This window comes from Erwinia billingiae Eb661, from assembly GCF_000196615.1.
GTDB lineage: Bacteria > Pseudomonadota > Gammaproteobacteria > Enterobacterales > Enterobacteriaceae > Erwinia > Erwinia billingiae.
In genome coordinates this window covers 1,487,680-1,504,502 of the sequence record NC_014306.1, presented here as the reverse complement: position 1 = coordinate 1,504,502, position 16,823 = coordinate 1,487,680, and the positions used below count along the sequence as shown (strand labels likewise).

Sequence of the window (16,823 nt, the reverse complement as noted above, 5' to 3'; positions counted from 1 at the left end):
TTATACAGACTTGATCACGCTTTATTCCTCCGCGCTGTGCTATTTTTCTTTAAGGCTATCGACGCATAAAGAAGGTTATCAGGACTCAACATGCAAAAATTTAATCCGGTCGATCATCCGCATCGCCGTTATAACCCACTGTCAGATCAGTGGATTTTGGTTTCTCCTCACCGCGCCAAACGCCCATGGCAAGGCGCGCAGGAAACCGCTTCCCAGGAAAAACTGCCTGCCCACGATCCGGACTGCTTCCTGTGTCCTGGAAACACCCGTGTAACAGGCGATAAAAACCCCGATTACAGCAGCACCTATGTCTTCACCAACGATTTTGCGGCGCTGATGACCGACACGCCAGACGCGCCGGAAAGCGAAGACATGCTGATGCGTTGCGAAAGCGCGCGCGGCACCAGCCGGGTGATCTGCTTCTCGCCAGATCACAGCAAAACCCTGCCTGAACTGACCGTTGCCGGTATCGAGCAGGTGGTCAGAACCTGGCAGGAACAGACCGCCGATCTGGGCCAACACTATCCGTGGGTGCAGGTTTTTGAGAACAAAGGTGCGGCCATGGGCTGCTCCAACCCGCATCCGCACGGCCAGGTGTGGGCCAACAGCTTCCTGCCAAATGAAGTGAAACGCGAAGATGATTTGCAGCGCGCTTACTTTGAGCAGCACGGGTCACCAATGCTGGTCGATTACAGCGCGCGCGAGCTGAAAGACGGCAGCCGCACGGTGGTTGAAACCGAGCACTGGCTGGCAGTGGTGCCCTGGTGGGCTGCATGGCCGTTCGAAACCCTGCTGTTGCCTAAAGCCCATATCAAACGCCTGGTCGATCTGACCGATGCACAGCGCACCGATCTGGCGCTGGCGCTGAAAAAACTGACCAGCCGCTATGACAACCTGTTCCAGTGCTCCTTCCCGTATTCGATGGGCTGGCACGCCGCGCCTTTCAACGGCGAAGCCAACGATCACTGGCAGTTACACGCCCACTTCTACCCGCCGCTGCTGCGTTCCGCTACGGTACGTAAATTTATGGTTGGCTATGAAATGCTGGCCGAAACACAACGTGATTTAACAGCGGAACAGGCAGCAGAACGTCTGCGTTCCGTCAGTGATATTCATTTCCGCGAGACGGGAGCATAACCATGACCTTACAGACCTCTACCCACAACATTTTCCAGGAAAAGTTTGGTTACGCCGCTGACCATACTATCCAGGCGCCAGGCCGCGTGAATCTTATTGGCGAACATACCGATTACAACGACGGCTTCGTGCTGCCGTGCGCCATCGACTATCAGACGGTGATTGCCTGCGCGAAACGCGACGATCGTCAGGTGCGCGTCATTGCGGCGGATTACGACAACGAGCAGGATATCTTCTCGCTGGATGAGCCGATCGCGCCGCTGAACGACAAAATGTGGGCGAACTATGTCCGTGGCGTGGTGAAGCATCTGCAGAAGCGCAACAGCGATTTTTCTGGCGTGGATATGGTGATTGCCGGTGATGTGCCGCAGGGTGCAGGTCTGAGCTCTTCTGCCTCGCTGGAAGTGGCGGTCGGCACCGTGTTCCAGCAGCTGTACGATCTGCCTTTAGACGGTGCGGAGATTGCGGTGAACGGCCAGGAAGCAGAGAACCAGTTTGTTGGCTGTAACTGCGGCATCATGGACCAGCTGATTTCGGCGCTGGGTAAAAAAGATCACGCCATGCTGCTCGATTGCCGCACGCTGGGTACGCGCCCGGTGCCTATGCCGGAAGACATTGCGGTGGTGATTATCAACACCAACTTCCGTCGTAGCCTGGTCGGCAGCGAATATAACGTGCGTCGTGAACAGTGTGAGGCGGGTGCGGCGTTCTTTGGTCAGACCTCACTGCGTGACGTCGAACTGGAGCAGTTCAGAGCGGCGGAAGACAAACTCGACCCGGTCGTCGCGAAGCGCGTGCGTCATGTGCTGACCGAAAATGCCCGTACGCTGGAAGCCGCTGACGTGCTGGCACGCGGCGATTTGGCGCGTCTGGCGGTGCTGATGGCCGAATCTCATGCCTCAATGCGTGATGACTTTGAAATCACCGTGCCACCGGTCGATATGCTGGTTGAGATCGTTAAGGCCTCGCTGGGCGATCGTGGCGGCGTGCGCATGACCGGCGGCGGTTTCGGCGGCTGCGTTGTCGCGCTGATGCCGCTGGAGATGGTGGAGTCGGTGAAAGCTGCCGTGGAGCAGCAATACGAAGCCAAATCGGGCATCAAAGAAACCTTCTACGTCTGCAAAGCCTCTGAAGGAGCGGGTCAATGCTAACCGAACCCACGTCCCGTGCGCCGGATGGTCAGCCGTGGCATATCACCACGCTGCGCAATGCGGGCGGCATGGTTGCCACCTTTATGAGCTGGGGCGCCACCTGGCTCTCCGCCCGTGTGCCAATGAAAGATGGCACCGTGCGTGAAGCCCTGCTCGGCTGCGCCACACCGGCGGATTATCTGCATCAGACGGCTTACCTTGGTGCCACCGTCGGTCGCTATGCCAACCGTATTGCCCATTCCACGTTCAGCGGTGAAGGCAAAACCTGGCAGGTTGCGGCCAATCAGGGACCTCATCAGCTCCACGGCGGCCCGGAAGGGTTCAGCAGCCGTCGCTGGCAGATCGTCCGCCAGGCAGAGCATGAAGTGGAATATCAGCTGGATTCGCCCGATGGCGATCAGGGCTATCCAGGCAATCTGCTGGTGACCCTGCTGTACCGTCTGGAAGATGACAACACGCTGACCATCCAGTATCACGCCACCACGGATAAAGCCTGCCCGGTGAACCTGACCAATCATGCCTACTTCAATCTGGATGCCCGGCATGGCGACGCCCGCGATCATAAGTTGCAGTTGAATGCTGAACGGTATCTGCCGGTTGACAGTGAAGGCATCCCGAATGCCGATCTGAAAGCCGTTGCCGGCACCAGTTTTGACTTCCGCCAGCCAAAAACGGTCGCCGCCGAGTTCCTGCAGGATGACGATCAGCGCGCGGTGAAAGGTTACGACCACGCCTTCCTGCTGAACACCGAGGATGAAAGCCAGCCCGCGGCCGAACTCTGGTCGGCAGATGGTCAGCTGCAGCTGAGCGTATTTACCTCGGCCCCGGCGCTGCAATTTTACTCAGGCAATTATCTGCAAGGCACCCCTGCTCGTGAGCAGGGCGTCTATAATGCCTTTCAGGGTATCGCACTGGAGAGCGAGTTTTTACCCGACTCGCCGAATCATCCCGAGTGGCCGCAGCCTGACTGCTGGCTTAAACCGGGTGAATCGTATCAGTCGATTACGCGCTACCGCCTGACAGCGGTTTGATTCAGCGCATGAAAAACGCGCATCGGAGAGGCGACAGGCTTACGCGGTGCGCAGATTTCCGTTATGGTAATGGCCTATAAAATTGCCGCCAGGGTGCTACCGGCAATTTACGGTTTACCATTATCATAGAAACGTCAGATTATTAAGGAGTTAAGCTATGGCTGTAACTAAGCTGGTTCTGGTACGTCACGGCGAAAGCCAGTGGAATAATGAAAACCGCTTTACCGGTTGGTACGATGTTGACCTGTCCGATAAAGGCCGTACCGAAGCGAAAGCCGCAGGTCAGCTGCTGAAAAAAGAAGGCTTCACCTTCGATTTCGCTTACACCTCCGTGCTGAAACGTGCCATCCACACGCTGTGGAACATCCTGGACGAAGTTGACCAGGTCTGGCTGCCAGTGGAGAAATCCTGGCGTCTGAACGAGCGTCACTACGGTGCGCTGCAGGGTCTGGATAAAGCCGAAACCGCACAGAAGTACGGTGACGAGCAGGTTAAGCAATGGCGTCGCGGGTTCGCGGTAACGCCGCCAGAGCTGGATCGTGCCGATGAGCGTTTCCCTGGCCATGACCCACGTTACGCTGCACTGACGGCTGAGCAGTTGCCAACCACAGAAAGCCTGGCGCTGACCATCGATCGCGTGTTGCCATACTGGAACGAATCCATTCTGCCACGCATGAAAAGCGGCGAGAAAGTGATCATCGCGGCCCACGGTAACTCCCTGCGTGCGCTGGTGAAATACCTGGACAACATGAGTGAAGAAGCCATCCTTGAACTGAATATCCCAACTGGCGTGCCACTGGTGTATGAGTTTGATGAAAACTTCAAACCAATCAAACATTACTATCTGGGCGATGCTGACGAAATTGCTGCGAAAGCGGCGGCAGTAGCCAACCAGGGTAAAGCGAAGTAATTCCCTCCTCTTTCCTGCGGGAAAAGAGAGAATGCTGAGCACAAAAAATCCGCCGAAAGGCGGATTTTTTTATGGCTGATGCGCTGAGAAAACGCTGCCCGACCTGTACTCGGGCAGAAGTAGCCTCAACGCCGGGCTTAGTGGGCGCGACGCGCCTTCACGGCATCTGCCAGCTGGCGAAGCACTTTTTCAGTGTCTTCCCAACCAATACAGGCATCGGTCACGCTCTTACCGTAAACCAGCGGCTCACCGCTTTCGAGGCTCTGATTACCTTCCACCAGATGGCTCTCGATCATCACGCCAATAATCGCCTTGTCTCCGCCCGCAATCTGCTGCGACACGTCATCCGACACCACCAGCTGCTTCTGGAACTGCTTACTGCTGTTGGCATGGCTGAAGTCAATCATCACCTGCGGATCCAGACCGGCCTTCTCCAGACCGGTTTTAACGGCGCTGACATGGTGGGCGCTGTAGTTCGGCTCTTTGCCGCCGCGCAGGATGATATGGCAGTCGCCGTTGCCGCTGGTTTCAACAATGGCCGAGTGACCGTATTTGGTGACTGACAGGAAGCAATGCGGCGCGCTGGCGGCATTAATAGCATCGATAGCCACTTTAATCGTCCCGTCGGTGCCGTTCTTGAAGCCAACCGGGCAGGAAAGGCCCGAAGAGAGTTCACGGTGAACCTGCGATTCGGTGGTGCGCGCGCCAATTGCTCCCCAGCTCATCAGGTCAGCCATATATTGTGGCGTGATCATATCGAGGAACTCACCGGCGGCAGGCAGGCCGGAATCATTGATGTCCAGCAGCAGCTTGCGGGCAATGCGCAGGCCGTCATTGATCTGGTAGCTGTTGTCCATATGCGGATCGTTAATCAGCCCTTTCCAGCCAACGGTAGTCCGCGGTTTTTCAAAATACACGCGCATCACCACTTCCAAAGAGTCACTTAACTCTTCACGCAGCGTCAGTAATCGCGCGGCATATTCTTTTGCGGCCTGGGTGTCATGAATGGAGCAAGGTCCAATCACCACCAATAAACGATCGTCGGTCTTTTTAAGAATATTATGAATAGCCTGGCGGGAGTCAGAAACGGTTTTCGCCGCCATGTCCGTGGCAGGATACTTTTCAAGCAGGGCTACAGGGGGAAGAAGTTCTTTTATCTCTTTGATTCTTAAGTCATCATTCTGATAATTCATAATATTTCCAGTATTTTAAAGGCCGTTCTGCACATCAGGCGCATCACGTCCAATTTATCGCGTGCTTACAGTGCTGTAAATCCGCTTTGGTCAACTTCTTGCCATTTAAAGTTGCTGTTTCCGGTTCCTGAACTACACTTTTACTTGTTAATACCTAAAAAAAACGCATAAAGATCACTAACTTTAGAGGAGTTGATCTTGTGCTGATTGTATTCCGAACTCTTCGAATTATTTATTCAAACCGCATTTTAACGGGTTTGGTTCGGCAATATTCACACCTTAACGGAGCATAATGATGAATAAGTTTGCAATCGTATTCCTGACCGCAGCAATGACCCTTGGCAGCGGTGCGGCAATGGCTGAATCTGGCAACAACGGTACGTCTAACCAGGCAGCAGATGCCGGTGCAGCGGCCGGTGGTGCAGCCCAGAAAATCGCCCCTAATGGCGTGGATAACAGCAAAATCAACAATACCGGTGATGCCACCAGTGGGACGACCCATAAAACCATGAAGCATCACAAAAAAATGAGCGCTGAGCAGATCCACAAAAACAGCGAGTGTAAAGACGGTAAATGTCCGAACATCAACAAAAAAGTCGGACCTGACGCGAATACTAAAACGGATGGCACTACCCAGTAAGTCGCCTGATAACCGTTTTGACGCGTGATTAAAAGGAGAGCTCAGGCTCTCCTTTTTCGTGTCTGTTTGCTTACCTGAACCTTTACGCTATTCTTGAAAGCCCTGATTTCCCCCGGATAAATTCATGGTTACGCTGCTGCTGATTGACGACCACCCGCTGGTGCATGTTGCGCTTGAAGCGGCGCTGGCGCGCGCGCCTTTTCCCTTTACCCTGTTGGCAGCCGAAGATGAAAACCGTGCCCATGCGCTGCTGGCCGCACAGCCGGTGGATATCGTGGTGCTGGATATCGGGCTGCCGGACAGTGATGGCCTGCAGTTGCTGAAATTTATCCGCCGCCACTTCCCTGCTCTGCCGGTGATCATCTATTCCGCGCAGGAGGAACGTCTCTATCAACGGCTGGCCGAAGCCGCCGGTGCAGCGGGCTATGTTGCGAAACGTCAGCCGATGCCACAGCTGCTCTCTGCCATTCTGGCGGTACTCGGCGGCCAGCAGGCGTTCCCTGTCAGCAGCGAGAGTGAAACCACCACGCATATGCTGACCAGCAAAGAGCAGCAGATTTTAGCGCTGCTGGCGCGCGGGCTGTCTAATTTACAGATTGCTGAACAGCTCAATATCAGCAATAAAACCGTCAGCACCCATAAAAAGAACATCATGGATAAAACCGGAGCCAGCTCGGTGGTTGAACTGGCCGGATTCTGGAAGGCTCAGCAGTGACGCGTCGCCTGTTGCTGGCTGTTATGCTGTTGCTGTGCCTGCCGGTTGCCGCCGCGTTGCGGCCGATCAGCAGCGTGTTGATGCCGCAGGAGATGATGCCGCTGGATCAGTCGTCGAAGTGGCAGGATAAGCCATTACGCGTGGGCATCCTGCGCGATAACAGCACGCCGTGGAATATGGTGGTTGGCCAGGATCTCTATGGCATCAATGCTGACTATCTGGTGGCACTGACGCAAACCACCGGCCTGAAGTTTCAGGTTGCGGATTACCCGGACTGGCAGGCCTTGCAGCAGGCTCTGCTACACGGCAAGCTGGATATCGCTTTTGGCGTACCTCAGCAAACGCTGGAAAAGGGAATGAGCGCCACCCAGCCCTGGTTTACCAGCCCCCTGCGCATTTACCGCAGCCGCGAAAATCTGCGGCCGGTGATGTTCAACTCTACCGATGCCCTAATCACCATCAGCAAATCGGCCCTCGCGCTGATCGATCCGGCATTTGCCCGCCAGCATCACTGGCAGGTGGTGGATAACGATCTGCAGGCGCTGTATGCCTTGCTGAATAATAAAAGTGATTATGTGGTCGCCGATGAGACCAGCGCCGGGTTTTTGCTCAATCAGCTGCAACAGGGGCAAATTTATCAACTGGCCTCGCCACTCGATCCGGGTGAACTGCGTCTGCAGGCCATTACCACCCAGCCGGCGTTAACCGAACGGCTGGACATGGCTATCCGTCAGCTCCCGATGGAGGTGATTAACGGCATTCAGGGCCGCTGGAGCAGCCAGTTACCGCGTTATCAGGACACCAATACTGCCCACTTAACCCCGATGGAGCGCAGCTGGATCACGCAACATCCGGTTGTGACCTATGCGGCGATCGGCGATGACTATCCCTGGAGTTACCGGGCGGCCAACGGTCAACCGAGTGGCTACAGCGTCGAGCTGCTGAATATTATCGGTCAGAACACCGGGCTGCGTTTTCAGCCCTGGTGGGTGAGCAATGCGCAACAGGCGCAGGCGCTGGTCGATCAGGGACGGGCGATGATTCAGTTGACGCTGCCCCTGACCGGCGACGATGCGATGCGCAGCAATACGCTGCCAATCTGGCGTGCGCTTTGGGGCGTCTACGTTGGGCAGATGTCGCGCCCGGCGACCGGCTGGCAGCAGCTTCAGGGCCTGAAAGTCGGCATCCGTCGCGGTGATATCGCGCGCGGGCTGATACCCGCAGGCATCACTGTCGTGCCGTTTGAGGACAGCAAAACGCTGTATGACGCGCTGGCTAATGGACAGATCGATGCGCTGGTAGACAATGTCATTTCGGCCCGCTGGCTGATTCAGTCCCGCTATAGCGACGCATTACGCCTGGCCTTTGCCGCCAGCGACACCGCCTGGCCCATCACATTGGGCGTCAGCCCGGCGTTCCCGCTGTTAAGAACCCTGCTCAACACCAGCCTGCAGCAAATCCCCGCCGATACGCAGCAACGGATGAGAGAGACCTGGAGCAACAACAGCTCGGTGCTTTCAGAAGGCGCTGAAAACAGCATGCGGCCGATCTCGTTATTTGTGCTGATCGCCGCGTTATTTGCCATTGTCTTTTTACTGGTGCTGTTGATTCGACGTTATCTGGAACAGCGCCGCGAACGGCTGCAGCGCCGCCAGCTGGAGCTGGAGCGCGAAGAGGCCGAGCGGGCCAATCAGATGAAAAGCCAGTTTCTGGCCACCGTCAGCCACGAGCTGCGCACGCCGATGCAGGCGATTCTGGGCCTGCTGGAAGTGGAAGTGTCCCGCACGCCTGCCAGCAAAAACCTCAACGTGATCCACAGCAGCGCCTCCACGCTGCTGACCTTGCTAAACGATCTGCAGGATCACGCCAAGCTGGAGAGCAACAGTTTTACTCTGGTGCCGCAGCCGCTCGATCCGGCCAAATGGCTCAGCCGACTGGCAGATTTTTATCACCCGTTGATGCGAAATAACGGGCCGCTGTTCCGCGTCGAAACCCTCCCGCCGTTACCTGCGCTGATCATGATTGATGGGCAACGGCTGCAGCAGATTGCTAATAACCTGATCAGCAATGCGATCAAATTTACCCGCCAGGGTGAGATTCGCGTCACCCTGGCGACGGAAAACGATCGCCTGCGTTTACAGGTGATCGACAGCGGCAGCGGCATTCCGCCAGAGGAGCAGATCAGGCTCTTCGAGCCCTGGTATCAGACGCCATCGGGCCGCCAGCTTTCCGTGCAGGGTAGCGGTCTTGGCCTGTCGATTTGCAAAGAGATCGTCGCCAGGATGGGCGGAGAGATCCTGCTGGCATCCACGCCGCATCAAGGGACCACGCTGACGGTGTTTCTGCCTTTGCAGATCGTCACCAGCGATGCTGCCATGAATGAACCGGCACCCGTGCGCTCGCCGGGTGGAACGCCAAACGTGCAGCGCGTTGCGGTGGTCGACGATCATCCCACCAATCTGCTGGTGATGCAGCAGCAGCTGGCCTGGTTTGGCATTGAAGCCGACTGCTATCCTGATGGCCGGGCTTTTCTCGCCGCGGGCGGCGTGTATGACCTGCTGTTTATTGACTACAGCATGCCGCATCCGGATGGCGTGACGCTGGCGAAAATCATCCGTCGTGGTGAGCGTCACACCGCCCGACGCTGCCGCATTGTGATGTGTTCGGCCGATGCCGATATCCTGGCCAGCCCACAGGTGGCGGCGCTGACCGATAAGGTGTTGCTGAAACCTGTAACCCTGAACGAAATTGAGCCGCTGCTGACCGCGGGCACCGAGGTCGTTTTTGCCGATCTGCACCAGCGACTGTGGGATCTGGCCGGTCATGACCACGCCTTTTTCAGCAAATTGCAGAAAACGCTGCAGCAGACCCTACGAGAAGACAGCACCAGGCTGGTCACCGCGCTGAAGGAACAAGATTGGGAAAAGGCCGAAAAAGCCGCCCATCGTCTGAAGGGAAGCTGGCAAATGCTAGGCTATGCCGAGGGTGAAAATCGCTGCCAGCACATTATCGGGCAGTGCCGGGCACAGCAACAGCCTGCTACCGAACTGAATTTATTGATATCATTAACAGAAAGTTTACTCACTGAACTGGAATCTTATGGCGCACACCCATTCTGAAGGCACGGGAAACCGTACCCGCCTGCTGGCAGCCTTTCTCGTTACCGCCGTCTTTATGGTGGCTGAAGTGGCCGGCGGCATACTCTCTGGCTCGCTGGCGCTGTTGGCGGATGCCGGGCATATGCTTACCGATGCGGCCGCTCTGCTGATGGCCCTGCTCGCGGTACAGTTTGCCCAACGCAAACCCAATGCTCGCCACACCTTTGGCCTGCTTCGTCTGACCACCCTGGCGGCTTTCGTCAACGCCATCGCGTTAGTGGTGATCACCGCGTTGATTGTCTGGGAAGCGATCGTTCGTTTCCGTCATCCGGAACCTGTGGCGGGCGGTTTTATGCTGACCGTTGCCGTGGCGGGACTGCTGGCGAATCTGCTCTCTTTCTGGCTGTTGCATCGTGGCAGTGAGGAAATGAACCTCAACGTGCGCGCCGCGGCGCTGCATGTGTTGGGGGATTTGCTGGGTTCCGTCGGCGCCATCGCCGCAGCATTAATCATCATTTATACCGGCTGGACGCCGATTGACCCGATCCTGTCGATTCTGGTTTCGGTGCTGGTGTTACGCAGTGCCTGGGCGCTGATGAAAGAGAGTATTCACGAGTTGCTGGAAGGCGCGCCTCCTTCACTGGATGTCGACAAATTGAAGCGGGCGCTGACGCAAGGCATCCCGGAGATCCGCAATGTGCATCATATTCATTTGTGGCAGGTAGGTGAGAAGCCGGTGATGACGCTGCACGTTCACGTCATTCCGCCTTATGACCACGATGCGTTACTGCACCGCATCCACGACTGGCTGCATGACCATTATCAGATTGAACATGCGACGGTGCAGATGGAATATCAGAGTTGTGATGATGGTGACTGTGAACTGAGTTGGGGAAATGGTGGGCATGAGCATGCCCACCATCATCACTAAGACGAAAGCGCGCGTGAACCCTGTTCGCGGGCGCTTTTAATCCACAGCCAGCAACCGTTCAGGGCAATCAGCGTCAGGATGGCATATTCCAGCGACATGGCGTAGACGCCCTGGCGCGCGAAGATCATCACGCTAATCACGTTAATAATCACCCACAGCAGCCAGTTCTCGACGTATTTCCGCGTCATCAGGATCATCGCCACAATCGACAACACCATCAGGCAGGAGTCCCAGAACGGGAACGCATCGGGCTGCAATTCCGGCATGGCGACCGACAGGCCCACGCCCTGCATTACCGTCACCGCAATTTTCGTCAGCCAGGCAAAGACCGGGTTGATGTACAGCGTCATCAGGCCAATCGCTACCACGCACACCAGCAGCCAGCCAATGGCTTTCGGCAAGGTCATCCAGCGGATTTGCAGCGCCTGCTGGTTATCCGTGGTTTGCCTGCTCCATGCATACCAGCCGTAGATGTTGGCGACAAAGAAGAACAGCTGCAACAGCAGGCTGGCGTAGAGTTGGATCTGGAAGAAAATGACCGCAAACAGCGTGACGTTAATCAGGCCAAAGGCGTAGTTACTGATTTTCTCAAGACTGGCGAGCCAGATACAAAGCAGGCCCGCCACGGTACCAATGGCTTCAATCCACGAAAGATCGTAACCACCGGTCCCAAGGGGGATGTGAACCAGAATATTATGCGTGCTAAAAAAATCCATATTGGCACCTGTGTCCTCAGCAGAAAAGCAACGATTAGCCTTTTAAACTTGCTGCAAAGGTTAGCATACGGTTCAACGAGATCAACGCGCCTTCACGTAGCGCCGCATCGACATGAATTTCATGCTGGCTGCCGCCATGTTCCAGGCCATCGGCAATCGCCTTCAGGCCATTCATCGCCATCCACGGACAGTGTGCACAGGTGCGGCAGGTTGCGCCCTCGCCCGCTGTTGGCGCTTCCAGCAGTTCTTTGTCCGGGCAAGCCTGCTGCATTTTATAAAAGATGCCGCGATCGGTCGCCACAATCATCTGTGGGTTAGGCAGGGTTTTGGCTGCCTGGATCAGCTGGCTGGTCGAGCCGACCGCATCCGCCAGATCCACAATCGCCTGCGGAGATTCCGGGTGAACCAGCACCGCCGCGTCCGGATAAAGTGCCTTCATGCGTTGCAACGCCTGAGTTTTGAACTCGTCATGGACAATACATGCGCCCTGCCAGCACAGGATATCGGCCCCGGTTTGGCGGGTAACGTACTGGCCAAGGTGACGATCCGGTGCCCAGATGATTTTCTCACCCAGGCTATCAAGATGTTCAATCAGTTCTACGGCAATGCTTGAGGTGACCACCCAGTCAGCGCGAGCCTTGACTGCTGCGGAGGTGTTGGCATACACCACCACGGTGCGGTCGGGATGCTGGTCGCAGAAGCGGTTGAATTCGTCGATCGGGCAGCCGAGATCGAGGGAACATTCCGCCTGAAGGGTTGGCATCAGGATGGTTTTTTCCGGGCTGAGGATTTTGGCCGTCTCGCCCATAAACCGTACGCCAGCCACCAGCAAGGTGCTGGCGGAGTGCTGGCTGCCAAAGCGGGCCATTTCCAGCGAATCGGCGACGCAACCGCCGGTCTCTTCTGCCAGCGCCTGAATTTCCGGATCGGTATAGTAATGGGCAACCATCACTGCATTGCGCTCTTTAAGTAACCGTTTGATTTTCTCCCGGTAAATCTGCTTTTCATCCTGGGTAAGGCGGGCAGGTTTCGGCGGGAAGGGATACACAGCGGTTTCAGGATCGAACATCAGGCTCATATCGCGGCTCTCGTTTCTTTAACTTAACCAAATTAGCGGAAATTGGCCTTTCCGCGCCGACCTGCGGTCGGTTTGTTTTATATGCTAAACACGATAGCCGAAATAGTCGCCGGTGTCGCTCAGTTTTTCGCTGAGATCTCAGGATGTGAGCCCGATCACTTCAGGGTGAATTCTGCCTCGCCCTGCTTCGCCGTTTCAATCTTCAGCAGGAAGGCTTTCACCTCCAGACCGCCGGCAAATCCGGTCAGTTTGCCATTCGATCCAATCACCCGATGACAGGGAGCAATAATCGAGATTGGATTTTTACCGTTGGCCGCGCCGACCGCTCTGACCGCCTTCGGGTTGCCAATGTCGCGGGCGATATCGGCATAGCTGCGCGTTTCCCCAAACGGAATGGCCACCAGCGCCTGCCAGACTTTTTTCTGAAATTCGGTACCGACAAAATCCAGCGTCATGGTGAAGGTGGTGCGCGTCCCGGCAAAATACTCATTCAGCTGACGCTCGGTTTCCACCAGCACCGGATGCGTCGGATTTTCTTGCATATCCGGTAAGCGCACGCGATTTGGGTTGTCATCCTGCCAGAGGATCGCCGTCAGGCCGAGATCGCTGGCAATCAGCGTCAGGGCGCCCACGGGTGAAGGCATTACTTTGCAGAAATAGCTCATCAGTCTTCTTCCTGTATCACGATGTTTTGCTGAGATTACGTCTATTATCCGTGAGAAGAAACGCTACGCTAGCCGTTTTCGGACATCAGGTTGAAATACGTTAGCTGTCCGAAAACGGCTAGCGTGGGCAACAAATTGCCCTTAACCTGGCATAAAAGCCAGCGAGTCGGGAATGATGATGATTGATAAACAGGTTGCTTACCGGGCACTGACCTCCCGGGATGTGCGTTTTGATGGGGTGTTTTACGTCGGCGTGACGTCTACCGGCATTTATTGTCGGCCTGTATGTCCGGTTAAGCCGCCGCATGAGGTGAATTGTCTGTTTTTTGACAGTGCTGAAGCGGCAGAAAAGGCCGCCTTTCGCCCTTGCCTGCGCTGTCGTCCGGAACTGGCGCCGGGGAATGCGCCGGTAGACAGCAGTCACCGGATTGCCGATTTACTGATCCAGCGGATTGAAGAAGGATTGGTTGAGGATATCGACAGTCTGGAAGAGATTGCGGCGCAGTTTTCGCTCAGTTCACGTCAGTTGCGGCGCATTGTGCAAAAAGAGTTGGGCGTTTCGCCGCTCGAGCTCAGGCAGACCCGTCGTTTGCTGCTGGCAAAGCAGCTATTGACCGAAACCACGCTGCCAGTCACTGAGGTGGCATATGCCAGTGGATTTGCCAGTTTGCGTCGCTTCAACGAGGTGTTCAGCCGTCAGTATCGAATGCCGCCGAGCCGGTTACGCAAAGAAGCCAGCGAAACGGGTCATTTTATCAGCAGTGAGACCTCGACGCTGTTGTTGAGCTATCGTCCGCCATTCAACTGGACCGCCCTGTTAGCTTTTCTGCGGCTTCGTGCCATTAAAGGCGTGGAGAGTGTGGATAATCAAAGTTATGCGCGTACCGTGCGTCTGGGCGAGCATACCGGATGGGTTCGTGTCACACAGTCTGACAAGAAGCACGGATTACAGGTCGAGTTTACCCATTCGCTGACGCCGGTGTTACCTGCGCTGTTGCGTCGGTTGAAGAATCTTTTTGATCTCGATGCCCATCCCGATCTGATTGCCGCCCATCTTGAGCAGGATCCGCTGTTGCGGGACAGTCTGACGAAAGATGCGGGATTGCGGGTACCTGGCGCATTTGATGGTTTTGAAATGGTGGTCAGGGCCATTCTCGGTCAGCAGATCACCTTGAAAGCTGCCACCACGATTGGTGGTCGTTTTGCAGAGGCCTTTGGCGAGGCGATCAAGACGCCCTTCCCTGAGCTCACTCAGCTGTCACCACAGGCCGCGAGGATAGCAGTGGCGACGTTGGATGAGGTGGCGAGCCTTGGCATCGTCAGCGCGCGTTCACGGACGCTGATAGCCATTGCACAAGCCTACGATCGGGGTGAGCTGAGGTTGGATGCAGGCACCGATCCGGATCGCGCAATCGCATCATTGGTGGCTCAGCCGGGCATAGGAGAGTGGACCGCGCATTATATTGCGATGCGGGCGCTGCGTTGGCCTGACGCATTCCCTGCCGGAGATGTGGTGGTCAGAAAGAATCTGGGTAGCGTAACGGCGAAGGAAGCCGAGCGATTATCTCAAGCCTGGCGCCCGTGGCGAAGTTATGCCGTGATGCATATCTGGAAGAATCTTGCGCCGGGGAAGGTTTAAGGGCTAAAGGGATTCAGGTCAAAACCGGTTTCGGGGGTATGGCGTCAGCATAGAGTGCCTTATCCGAGACGCCGTAAATCCATCCCTGGAGGCTTGGCTGCGGCATCCCTGCCGCAGACACTCGGCTAAGGCACTCTATGCCGCCACCTCATAGAATTGGTGTCGATGGGTAGGTTGGTGGATACACAGGTCAAAGGCTGAGTGAAGTGCGATCGCGTTGATGAGGCTCGGTGGAAGCTCGTTTGAAAGGCAAGCATCGAATAGGGCTTTGACCTGTGTGTCCACAATTAACCATTCGATACTGAAGCTTAGGGGAAGGGAGAGAAGGTTGATAAGCAAAGCATCGGCGACAGGGATGTCGCCGCTGAGCCCCCAGGGATGGGTTCACGGCGACTTTGCGTTCAACCTTCTCTCCCTGACCGGGATACCGGGCCACGCAGGCAACCAGCCCTTCAACCAACATTTTATAAATCGCAGAAAGCAAAAAGGCGCCTTTAGGGCGCCTTCTTAACATTGGTGAGTCATGCAGGATGCAGGTTCAAATCCTACACGAATCGCAGATAGCAAAAAGGCGCCTTTAGGGCGCCTTCTTAACACTGGTGGGTCGTGCAGGATTCGAACCTGCGACCAATTGATTAAAAGTCAACTGCTCTACCAACTGAGCTAACGACCCGCTTTCGCGGTAACACTTCACTTCGATGCCTGCTTAAACACTTGCGCTATTAAGGCTTAATGGTGGGTCGTGCAGGATTCGAACCTGCGACCAATTGATTAAAAGTCAACTGCTCTACCAACTGAGCTAACGACCCGCATCGAGCGGTTACTGCTTTGTACTGCATACTGCTTTAAAGTGGTGGGTCGTGCAGGATTCGAACCTGCGACCAATTGATTAAAAGTCAACTGCTCTACCAACTGAGCTAACGACCCACTTTTGCGCTGCCAGAACGTTTTCACATATGTCCCTGCAACGGCGGCATATATTACTGATTTACCGATTCAGCGCAACCACTATTTTCAGATAACTTGTTCAACTGACTACCTTTCGTCCGCAAAGACCAGAAATACGGCAATATCCGGTCAAAGCTGGTCACTTAGAGCGCAGCTGCCCGTTTTGCGGCATTTTTCGCTGCATCACTGTTTGGATAAAGTTTGGACACTTGCTGGTAAACGGCTTTGGCTTTCGCCGTGTCGCCCTTCTCCTGCATGATCACCCCAACCTTATACAACGCATCAGGACTCTTTGGTGATTTCGGGTAGTTTTTGACCACAGTAGCGAAATAATACGCCGCGTCGTCTTTCTTGCCTTTGTTGTAATTCAACTGTCCCAACCAGTAATTGGCATTGGGCTGATAAGTGGAATCCGGATATTTCTTCACAAAAGCCTGAAATGCACTGATTGCCTGTTCGTTCTGTTTCTTTTCAAGAACCAGCGCGACCGCAGCGTTGTAATCAGTGTTGGCATCCCCGCTTTGTACAGGTGCCGCAGAGGCCCCTGACGCTGCGCTGTTGCCGTTTGCGGCATTATCGGCTGCAGCACCACCGGCAGCAGCGGCGGCATCACCAGAAGCACCCTGAGCCTGTGCGTTGGCATTACCACCGCCATTGCTTAGCGTATCAATCTGCTGGTACATGCTTTTCTGACGCTCAGTCATCTGATTCATTTGGTACTGATTTTCTTGAATCTGACCACGGAGTGAGTCGACATCGCGCTGTGAGTCGGAGAGCTGTTGCTGAAGTTGCTGAAGAAGTTGCGCCTGAGCATTGGAGATACGCTCAAGAGTTGTGACACGGTCTTCGACCGAGCCTGAGCCAACGTTACTGATTGACGCCTGGGCATTAGCGGCCCAGGGGGCCGCTACGCCAACCAGTAACGACAGACCCAACACGTGAAGTCTGAAGTTACTAATCATGTGATTCTC

Annotated in this window: 14 protein-coding genes and 3 tRNA genes; 9 read left to right on the top strand and 8 right to left on the bottom strand. The window is 55.5% G+C overall.

What is annotated here, in order from left to right:
* Window positions 1-90 precede the first annotated feature (90 nt).
* The 4 genes from galT (at window position 91) to gpmA (ending at window position 4,229) form a co-directional block, all read left to right on the top strand.
* Window positions 91-1,137: a galactose-1-phosphate uridylyltransferase gene (gene galT / locus EBC_RS08360; RefSeq protein WP_013201350.1), complete on the top strand. Its 1,047-nt coding sequence runs from the start codon at window positions 91-93 to the stop codon at window positions 1,135-1,137.
* 2 nt (window positions 1,138-1,139) lie between these two features.
* Window positions 1,140-2,288, top strand: coding sequence for a galactokinase (galK, locus tag EBC_RS08355; RefSeq protein ID WP_013201349.1), 1,149 nt, complete (start codon window positions 1,140-1,142; stop codon window positions 2,286-2,288).
* Window positions 2,282-3,319, top strand: a complete 1,038-nt coding sequence (gene galM, locus EBC_RS08350) for a galactose-1-epimerase (protein ID WP_013201348.1) — start codon at window positions 2,282-2,284, stop codon at window positions 3,317-3,319. Before galK ends, galM begins: the two co-directional genes overlap by 7 nt.
* A gap of 157 nt (window positions 3,320-3,476) precedes the next feature.
* Window positions 3,477-4,229 (top strand): 2,3-diphosphoglycerate-dependent phosphoglycerate mutase, encoded by a 753-nt coding sequence (gpmA, locus tag EBC_RS08345; RefSeq protein WP_013201347.1) that lies wholly within the window; start codon window positions 3,477-3,479, stop codon window positions 4,227-4,229.
* A gap of 137 nt (window positions 4,230-4,366) precedes the next feature.
* Here gpmA and aroG read toward each other — a convergent pair whose 3' ends face one another.
* Window positions 4,367-5,422: a 3-deoxy-7-phosphoheptulonate synthase AroG gene (gene aroG / locus EBC_RS08340; RefSeq protein ID WP_013201346.1), complete on the bottom strand. Its 1,056-nt coding sequence runs from the start codon at window positions 5,420-5,422 to the stop codon at window positions 4,367-4,369.
* 292 nt (window positions 5,423-5,714) lie between these two features.
* Here aroG and EBC_RS08335 point away from each other — a divergent pair, with 292 nt between their 5' ends.
* The 4 genes from EBC_RS08335 to zitB all read left to right on the top strand — a co-directional run bounded on the left by EBC_RS08335 (window position 5,715) and on the right by zitB (window position 10,806).
* Window positions 5,715-6,062, top strand: coding sequence for a YbgS-like family protein (locus EBC_RS08335; protein ID WP_013201345.1), 348 nt, complete (start codon window positions 5,715-5,717; stop codon window positions 6,060-6,062).
* Between the two features lie 124 nt (window positions 6,063-6,186).
* On the top strand, window positions 6,187-6,777 hold the full coding sequence (locus EBC_RS08330; RefSeq protein ID WP_013201344.1) for a response regulator: 591 nt from the start codon (window positions 6,187-6,189) through the stop codon (window positions 6,775-6,777).
* 23 nt (window positions 6,778-6,800) lie between these two features.
* Window positions 6,801-9,896, top strand: a complete 3,096-nt coding sequence (locus EBC_RS08325; protein ID WP_231853707.1) for an ATP-binding protein — start codon at window positions 6,801-6,803, stop codon at window positions 9,894-9,896.
* The gene (gene zitB, locus EBC_RS08320) at window positions 9,877-10,806 is read left to right on the top strand and encodes a CDF family zinc transporter ZitB (RefSeq protein ID WP_041691948.1); all 930 of its coding nucleotides are present in this window, start codon (window positions 9,877-9,879) and stop codon (window positions 10,804-10,806) included. Before EBC_RS08325 ends, zitB begins: the two co-directional genes overlap by 20 nt.
* Here the strand turns inward: zitB and pnuC are convergent.
* The 3 genes from pnuC to EBC_RS08305 all read right to left on the bottom strand — a co-directional run bounded on the left by pnuC (window position 10,803) and on the right by EBC_RS08305 (window position 13,265).
* Complete coding sequence (gene pnuC, locus EBC_RS08315; RefSeq protein WP_013201341.1) at window positions 10,803-11,522, bottom strand: nicotinamide riboside transporter PnuC; 720 nt, start codon at window positions 11,520-11,522, stop codon at window positions 10,803-10,805. The two genes, zitB and pnuC, sit on opposite strands and share 4 nt — an antisense overlap.
* A 34-nt stretch (window positions 11,523-11,556) precedes the next feature.
* Window positions 11,557-12,600, bottom strand: coding sequence for a quinolinate synthase NadA (gene nadA / locus EBC_RS08310; RefSeq protein WP_013201340.1), 1,044 nt, complete (start codon window positions 12,598-12,600; stop codon window positions 11,557-11,559).
* A gap of 155 nt (window positions 12,601-12,755) precedes the next feature.
* Window positions 12,756-13,265, bottom strand: coding sequence for a methylated-DNA--[protein]-cysteine S-methyltransferase (locus EBC_RS08305; RefSeq protein WP_013201339.1), 510 nt, complete (start codon window positions 13,263-13,265; stop codon window positions 12,756-12,758).
* Between the two features lie 178 nt (window positions 13,266-13,443).
* On the opposite strand from EBC_RS08305, the gene EBC_RS08300 reads away from it, so the two are divergent.
* Entirely contained in the window at window positions 13,444-14,904 is a 1,461-nt protein-coding gene (locus tag EBC_RS08300) for a DNA-3-methyladenine glycosylase 2 (protein ID WP_013201338.1), read from the top strand.
* A gap of 597 nt (window positions 14,905-15,501) precedes the next feature.
* Here EBC_RS08300 and EBC_RS08295 read toward each other — a convergent pair.
* The 4 genes from EBC_RS08295 to cpoB all read right to left on the bottom strand — a co-directional run bounded on the left by EBC_RS08295 (window position 15,502) and on the right by cpoB (window position 16,814).
* Window positions 15,502-15,577: transfer RNA gene (locus tag EBC_RS08295), tRNA-Lys, on the bottom strand.
* Between the two features lie 60 nt (window positions 15,578-15,637).
* Window positions 15,638-15,713 (bottom strand) — tRNA-Lys (locus EBC_RS08290).
* A 42-nt stretch (window positions 15,714-15,755) separates the two neighbouring features.
* A tRNA-Lys gene (locus EBC_RS08285) sits at window positions 15,756-15,831 on the bottom strand.
* Window positions 15,832-15,995: 164 nt separating this feature from the next.
* The gene (cpoB, locus tag EBC_RS08280) at window positions 15,996-16,814 is read right to left on the bottom strand and encodes a cell division protein CpoB (protein WP_013201337.1); all 819 of its coding nucleotides are present in this window, start codon (window positions 16,812-16,814) and stop codon (window positions 15,996-15,998) included.
* Window positions 16,815-16,823: the final 9 nt, after the last annotated feature.

Coding starts and splice junctions, on each gene's coding strand:
- galT (WP_013201350.1), top strand. CDS start 91: ATGCAAAAATTTAATCCGGTCGATCATCCGCATCGCCGTTATAACCCA.
- galK (WP_013201349.1), top strand. CDS start 1,140: ATGACCTTACAGACCTCTACCCACAACATTTTCCAGGAAAAGTTTGGT.
- galM (WP_013201348.1), top strand. CDS start 2,282: ATGCTAACCGAACCCACGTCCCGTGCGCCGGATGGTCAGCCGTGGCAT.
- gpmA (WP_013201347.1), top strand. CDS start 3,477: ATGGCTGTAACTAAGCTGGTTCTGGTACGTCACGGCGAAAGCCAGTGG.
- aroG (WP_013201346.1), bottom strand. CDS start 5,422: ATGAATTATCAGAATGATGACTTAAGAATCAAAGAGATAAAAGAACTT.
- EBC_RS08335 (WP_013201345.1), top strand. CDS start 5,715: ATGATGAATAAGTTTGCAATCGTATTCCTGACCGCAGCAATGACCCTT.
- EBC_RS08330 (WP_013201344.1), top strand. CDS start 6,187: ATGGTTACGCTGCTGCTGATTGACGACCACCCGCTGGTGCATGTTGCG.
- EBC_RS08325 (WP_231853707.1), top strand. CDS start 6,801: ATGCTGTTGCTGTGCCTGCCGGTTGCCGCCGCGTTGCGGCCGATCAGC.
- zitB (WP_041691948.1), top strand. CDS start 9,877: ATGGCGCACACCCATTCTGAAGGCACGGGAAACCGTACCCGCCTGCTG.
- pnuC (WP_013201341.1), bottom strand. CDS start 11,522: ATGGATTTTTTTAGCACGCATAATATTCTGGTTCACATCCCCCTTGGG.
- nadA (WP_013201340.1), bottom strand. CDS start 12,600: ATGAGCCTGATGTTCGATCCTGAAACCGCTGTGTATCCCTTCCCGCCG.
- EBC_RS08305 (WP_013201339.1), bottom strand. CDS start 13,265: ATGAGCTATTTCTGCAAAGTAATGCCTTCACCCGTGGGCGCCCTGACG.
- EBC_RS08300 (WP_013201338.1), top strand. CDS start 13,444: ATGATTGATAAACAGGTTGCTTACCGGGCACTGACCTCCCGGGATGTG.
- cpoB (WP_013201337.1), bottom strand. CDS start 16,814: ATGATTAGTAACTTCAGACTTCACGTGTTGGGTCTGTCGTTACTGGTT.